Consider the following 5,991-nt stretch of genomic DNA (forward strand, 5'->3'; position numbering starts at 1 on the left):
GAACCGAACACCATCTGGAAGTGTCCTAGATGGGTAAGTTTCGGACAACGGTTTAGGACCTGAATTAGTCCGAGAGAGGTGTGGTTGTTGTTTGCAAATGCGAGTGGTCCTAACGTCAGATAACCTGTTCCCAAGCTAATGGTAAGCATTATGAGAACGCTAGCTGCAAGTATTTTTAGCTTTCCTTTCATTCTCATCCTCCCAAATTCTTTAATCATATTTTAGGAAATAACTTGTATATATATCGGAAATTCCTATAAAGTATAACAGTGTTATTGAAGTTTTAATTTTCGTTTTCGACGATTATTTTAATTTAACAATGGTTTTGTTTTACAGCGTCTGCGAAAAGCTGAGGCGTACATATTGCGGGGAAAAGGCGCTCAACTATAAATTTGGTAAGAGACAGTGTCAGTTGGTGCAATTTTTTCACTCTCCTTAGCACTCTATAGGTCGCTCGCAGTCTGGACTTGGGGCAGAAAAACCCTAAAATGCTACTCCCTTTCAATCATAAAGTTCACTGTAAAACATAATCACATAGACAAAAAAATTTACAAATAAAAAAAGGACAGCACCAGAACGTTCTAGAAGGCATGGAAAAGTTTAGAGATTATGTAAGAGTCTTAATTCTCTTTATGATTTTTTGGATAACACGTCTCGAATTTGCTAATAGGGTTTCAATCTCTTTTTTTGTAGCGTTTTCTACATGAATACCTGCTGTTACTGTAACTACTCTATTGGTTTCACTGGCTAAACTATCTGCAGCTTCACGAGCTACAATATCATCCTTGTGGCCCAACAGAGTGATCACAGAAGAGGTTGAAGAAATGACGTCTGGCTTAGCTCTGCTGGGACGTGGCTCCGCCACAGCCAAAGCTCCTATATGAGGCCGCTCTCCGCCACCAATTCCTACCACCAAATCATCTCCCAAAAGAAAGAAAAACGCCCAAACTTGACACTTACCTTCACCCTCTTCCGCATAAAAAACCTTGGTCATAAAAACATCTCCCTTTTAAATATATCAAAAATAGTGAATAAACTTGTTTGAAATGTTTTAGCTTTCCTCTTCGACATAGATTGCCAGCTCAGGACAATAGAGTTCACAGAATTTGCACGCCTTACAGTTTTTTATATTGACTGGTATGGGAGGATAATAGCCCTGTTCATTTGGTTTTTCCGATTTTTCCAATACGTTATGGGGACAGAAATGCGTGCAGAGTTCGCAGCCTTTACAGAGTTTTTGATCAATGTGAATTGCTTTTACCCTTTTTTTCGGCTCCTGCTTTTCTTCCTTATCCATGTCTTTTCAGTCCTTCCATGCTGCTAGACTAGAATTTGTCTTTTCTCATTTTTGGAAACAATTTATGTAGTGTGTATTTTTTATTTTTTTAATTTCTGAATTCTACCTCTAGTTCCGGAAATATCTCTTTAATCACCTGTAAAATTTCGGCGGCTGATTTTTCGGCTTCTGGTCTTTTAGTGCTTATTAATAAGGCTTGTTTCCAACTGGGAAAAAGTGATAGAACTCCTACAAATTGATTATTTCTAACTAGAAAATATTCGCAGCAGTGTTGTCTTACTTTAAAACCCTTTTCAACTAGGTGACTCCTCAATTCTCGAAGTTTTTTGGCAGTGATTGAGTACAATTTATGATTATCCCCATTTTTTGAGATTGTTTTATTAGTGTTGTTTTAAATATCTGGTTATGCACGTATTAAGTTTTTGAAAGCGTACCATTGGTTAAGTTAATAATTTAAAAGGATTAGAAAGATAAAAATAACAAGTCGAAAAATTATGAGCGATAGAAGTTTTCAGGCTGCGTTTATATGATTAGCGATAAAACCAAAAAGGCGTTAGAGGACATCGGACTCACCAAGTATGAGATTGAGGCCTATTTAACTCTCTTGACTGCGGGTTCGCTCACTGCCATTGAATTGAGCAAGAAAAGTGGTGTGCCCTATTCGAGAATTTACGAGGTGGCTGAAAGACTAGAGAAGAAGGGGTGGGTGAAATCAGATAGAGGTAGACCGAACAGGTATCAACCCAAACCACCCATAGAGGGTATGAGAAGTATTAAGCTTCAAATACAGAAGGAAATAGAAAACAACGAGGAGCAAATCATTAGTGAGCTTCAACCGCTCTACGAGAGAAGTGGAGAGTCTGAAAGACCAGACATTTGGATAATTCATGGAGAGGAGAACCTCCTAGAAAAAATAGGGGAGATGGTGGAAAAACCAAAGAAGAGCATACTAATCGCTTTTCCAAAAATAACAGAAGAAAACTTAGATGTCCTGCAACAGATTCTGGATAAACTAAGAGGAAAAGATATAGAAACTAAATTTATGACCTCAAATGTTGAGGAAAAAATTCTGGATAAATTGTTTAAATACTCCAGAGATATTAGAACTCGGGATATTATGTATGGCGGAGGTATCATAATAGATAACCATGAGGCCATTATAATATTTCCAGAAATCAGCCCTGAGGGTGATGTTACTTTCTCCATGGGAATATGGTCGGATCATCTGGGACTTGCCGCACTCGCAGCCGATTATTTTGAATATCTCTGGAGTACATCCAAATTAATTAAAAAATGAAAGATTATGGAGGACTAACTATTGTTCCGAAAGCCAATAATTGGACGCTTCTTATCTTATCACAGACACGAAAATCCGAGCCCCAGAGTAATAGCATTTAGAGAATGGATTTACCGAACCATTGGACACCCCTACCTACTTGACGCAGTAAGGGCAAAGAGGGTTTTTAAGGCATTAGCTCCCAAACAAAAGCAGACGGTTTTAGACATGGGATGCGGTTGGGGTGTCTGGAGCGTAGCCCTAATGGAAAACGGTTTAAAAATGATTGCTATGGATCTACCCAACGAGGACTTCTTTGAAGCCCATAAATCTGCCCGAATAAACAATTTACCAATAGATTTTATTATCGCAGATGGGCAGGCCTTACCCTTCAGGAAAGACATTTTTGACGGGGTTATAATGCTGGACGTTTTAGAGCACATCCCAGATGATACAAAAGCAATGAAAGAGTCAAAAAGAGTAATCAAAAAAAGCGGAGCTGTGGTAGGAACAGTCCCCACCACTGAGAGAGAGAAAATAATCATTAAAGAAAAAACGGTAACAGACGATTTGACAAGAGAGGACCTGGATCTTGGCCACCACAGAAGATATACCCTGAAAAAGATATTGAAGCTACTGAAAGATGTGGGCATGAAAGCCGCCACCTATGGTTATTACAATCAGCAGTTCAGCGAGGTAGCTGAGGAAATAAGAGAACTCCTCAGACGACACAAGATACCAGACTACCTAATATTTCCCTTCCTTTACCCCCTAGCAAGAATAGACGATTATATCATAAAAGAAGGCGTGAAAGGCAGTGGGTGCTATTTCAAGGCGGTTAAGAATCTAAATGAAAAAGGAATTTAGATTTTAGATTTTCCCTCTTGGAATCAACAGCGGCTTATAAGCGAATTCAATAATAGGCTCAAAATTTAATTATCCATTGATATTTGAGAAAAAATAGTTATTTTATTCTATTCTTAGATTAGCTCTTTCAGGGTTTTAATAGAATTTTTATAATTTTTTATTAAGAGATTCAAATAAGCCTCCGTTTTTTTAGCATTCTCAACTTCCCCTGGTGTATCCAAATTAATTTTGATGTATTTTATTGCGCTCTCTATGAATTTTATAGATTCTTCCAAATTTTGAATTGATTTTTCGAAGTTTTTTTCAAGAATCGCAATAATTGAGTTAAAAAAGCAAATCTTAGCGTTAAGGAGACTTTCTCCCCCGCCCAACACCGATGTCAGATCCCGGTCTCTAGCTTCAGAAACCCTTTTTTTAGCTCCTTCTAGTTCGGGTAAGCATGCCTTAATATGCTCTAGAGCATCTAAGAAAACTTGTTTTATTTTTTGATTTTCGTCCACTGAAGAGATATTCAAAACTCTGTTTCCAATCTGAACCTTATTTGGAGAAGCCTTGTTTACAAAACCGAATAGTGAATCATTAACTTCCATTTTAAAAAGCCGGTTTGAAACTTCAATAATACACCTCTGAGACTTGAAAAAAATCTTTATAGCAGCCATCAGGGGCGAATAGTAACTATCCGAGCTTTTCGTTTTATTTTCATAGTGTGCCTCAAGATCCTTCGAGAGAGAGATAATATCACTTGTTATAGTCACTCCCTTTGGGTAATCGAAAACATCTTTCTCGTAGAGTTCCCGATAAGCTCCTACAAGTTTCTCATAATCTTTTAGCTTTTGGTAACTCAAGGCAATCACCATAATCGAAAATTATCCATATTAATTAGTAGAGTTATTATAGATTTGAGTAGATTATTAAAGGTTAATACAATCTTATACCTTTGAAATAGTGAAGAGTCTTTAAAAAAGGCTTATTTTTTAGGGAAGTAGTCTGTTGATAAATCTTGGAAAAAGCGTGGCATCACGAATATGTTCTAATCGCAAAATCCATTCCACAGTTCTCTCGATACCCAGTCCGTAGCCTCCGTGTGGAACGGTACCATATTTTCTAAAATCAGTGTACCAACGATAATCCTCTAGATTCGCACCTATCTCATTCAACCTCTTAATAATCGTGTCGTAATCATCCTCCCTCATTCCCCCGCCAATAATCTCACCCACTGTGGGAACCAACAAGTCCATAGCAAGAGCTAAGCGGTCATCCGATTCTTTTCTCTTAAAGTAAAAAGCCTTCTGCTTCGCGGGGAATTCTATGAGGAAAACCGGCTCTCCAAAATGATCGACTAGCATTCTCTCCTTAGACTCCTCTATGTCCATTCCCGGATCAATATCAATACCTTTGGAGTTAAAGAATTCGATAGCTTCAGCATAGGTCATTCGTTTAAAGGAGCTTCTAGGCACTTCAAGATCGTGGACCTCAAAAAGTTCCAAAATTTTATAATCATCTTCTAGAGTTCTTTTGACGATATAAATGATATTATCCTCAGCAAATCTAATCAAGTCCTCAAAATCAATGAAACCAAGCTCCGGTTCAAAATGATAATATTCCAAAAGGTGTCTCCTGGTTCTGTGACGCTCCATTCTAAAAGATTTTTGAATACAGTAAACATCGCCAACAGCAGGAAGGACAGCCTCCATATAAAGCTGTGAAGATTGTGTGAGATAAGCAGTGTCATCAAAATATTTCACGGGAAAAAGCGTTGCCCCACCCTCACAGGCCGCCTTAGTTAATATGGGGGGAATCACCTCTGTCAACCCCCTTTCGACACAAAATTCTCTGATGTATCGCAGTAATTTATCGGTGTAGCGCAGCATTGCCGAAGCCTTTTCTCCTCGGATAACTAGGTGCCTCTTATCCAGTAAAATATCAACCGAAGAGTCTGGCTGAATCTCTTCCTCTATTGTGGGTTGCGAGGGAGAAACCACTTTAGCACTTTCCGCTCGTATCTCATAGCCGTAAGGAGACCTCTCATCTTTTGACACAGTTCCCGTAATAATCAACGATGCTTCCCGATAACTCTTGAAGACCTCGTCATAACCCTTAACATCGTCTCTTAAAACCACTTGGATGAAACCAGTTCCATCTCTCACCACTAGAAAGAGCATATGCTTTCCATGTTCTCTTTTTAGATGTATCCAGCCATGGATTTGAACAGTTTCACCTATGTGGTCTTGTATATTAGAGATACGTACAATTTTTTCCATTGAAACCATCTTTTTAGTGTTCTTAAGGGCAAGGTTTTTTAAGTCAATCACTAGATTAAAGGTTTCGGAAAAAATTTATTAAAAGTATCAAAATGGACACTTTTTATAGAGGAGATGCACACTTAGAGCAGAATCGGGAGTCTGGAGGAGAGGATTTACCACATTTGGAACAGAACTTCCAGCCACAATTCGAACAAATATTCGTTTGGTCGATTTTTTTACCACAGTTCGAGCATTTGAACCGTTGTCCGAAACTTACCCATTTAGGACACCGCCTAAATGGTGTTCGG

At 38.4% G+C, this 5,991-nt stretch carries 9 protein-coding genes; 2 read left to right on the forward strand and 7 right to left on the reverse strand.

The features are described from left to right. The 4 genes from ACUVXA_RS14730 to ACUVXA_RS14745 form a co-directional block, all read right to left on the reverse strand. Positions 1–191: hypothetical protein (locus ACUVXA_RS14730; protein WP_445872039.1), on the reverse strand; the 191-nt coding region annotated here is incomplete at its 3' end. Positions 192–607: 416 nt separating this feature from the next. Further along, positions 608–994, reverse strand: a complete 387-nt coding sequence (lpdD, locus tag ACUVXA_RS14735; RefSeq protein ID WP_445872040.1) for a prenylated flavin chaperone LpdD — start codon at positions 992–994, stop codon at positions 608–610. Positions 995–1,051: 57 nt separating this feature from the next. After that, positions 1,052–1,297 carry a 4Fe-4S dicluster domain-containing protein gene (locus ACUVXA_RS14740; protein ID WP_445872041.1) on the reverse strand — a complete coding sequence of 82 codons (246 nt, stop codon included), beginning with the start codon at positions 1,295–1,297 and terminating at the stop codon, positions 1,052–1,054. An 88-nt stretch (positions 1,298–1,385) separates the two neighbouring features. Continuing rightward, positions 1,386–1,643 (reverse strand): hypothetical protein, encoded by a 258-nt coding sequence (locus ACUVXA_RS14745; protein ID WP_445872042.1) that lies wholly within the window; start codon positions 1,641–1,643, stop codon positions 1,386–1,388. 180 nt (positions 1,644–1,823) lie between these two features. Here ACUVXA_RS14745 and ACUVXA_RS14750 point away from each other — a divergent pair, with 180 nt between their 5' ends. Beyond that, positions 1,824–2,594 (forward strand): TrmB family transcriptional regulator, encoded by a 771-nt coding sequence (locus ACUVXA_RS14750; RefSeq protein WP_445872043.1) that lies wholly within the window; start codon positions 1,824–1,826, stop codon positions 2,592–2,594. Positions 2,595–2,615: 21 nt separating this feature from the next. Then, on the forward strand, positions 2,616–3,440 hold the full coding sequence (locus tag ACUVXA_RS14755; RefSeq protein WP_445872044.1) for a class I SAM-dependent methyltransferase: 825 nt from the start codon (positions 2,616–2,618) through the stop codon (positions 3,438–3,440). Between the two features lie 113 nt (positions 3,441–3,553). Here the strand turns inward: ACUVXA_RS14755 and ACUVXA_RS14760 are convergent, their stop codons facing one another. From ACUVXA_RS14760 to ACUVXA_RS14770, 3 genes are all read right to left on the reverse strand, one after another. Next, on the reverse strand, positions 3,554–4,285 hold the full coding sequence (locus ACUVXA_RS14760; protein ID WP_445872045.1) for a hypothetical protein: 732 nt from the start codon (positions 4,283–4,285) through the stop codon (positions 3,554–3,556). 129 nt (positions 4,286–4,414) lie between these two features. Beyond that, complete coding sequence (gene asnS, locus ACUVXA_RS14765) at positions 4,415–5,701, reverse strand: asparagine--tRNA ligase (protein ID WP_445872046.1); 1,287 nt, start codon at positions 5,699–5,701, stop codon at positions 4,415–4,417. A 103-nt stretch (positions 5,702–5,804) separates the two neighbouring features. Beyond that, positions 5,805–5,915: a zinc-ribbon domain-containing protein gene (locus ACUVXA_RS14770; RefSeq protein ID WP_445872047.1), complete on the reverse strand. Its 111-nt coding sequence runs from the start codon at positions 5,913–5,915 to the stop codon at positions 5,805–5,807. Between the last annotated feature and the right edge of the window lie 76 nt (positions 5,916–5,991).

The sequence above is a fragment of the Candidatus Jordarchaeum sp. genome (assembly GCF_052745115.1).

Bases quoted from the DNA above. Each gene is read 5' to 3' on its own strand.
- asnS (WP_445872046.1), bottom strand. From the start codon at position 5,701: ATGGAAAAAATTGTACGTATCTCTAATATACAAGACCACATAGGTGAA.
- ACUVXA_RS14740 (WP_445872041.1), bottom strand. From the start codon at position 1,297: ATGGATAAGGAAGAAAAGCAGGAGCCGAAAAAAAGGGTAAAAGCAATT.
- ACUVXA_RS14750 (WP_445872043.1), top strand. From the start codon at position 1,824: ATGATTAGCGATAAAACCAAAAAGGCGTTAGAGGACATCGGACTCACC.
- lpdD (WP_445872040.1), bottom strand. From the start codon at position 994: ATGACCAAGGTTTTTTATGCGGAAGAGGGTGAAGGTAAGTGTCAAGTT.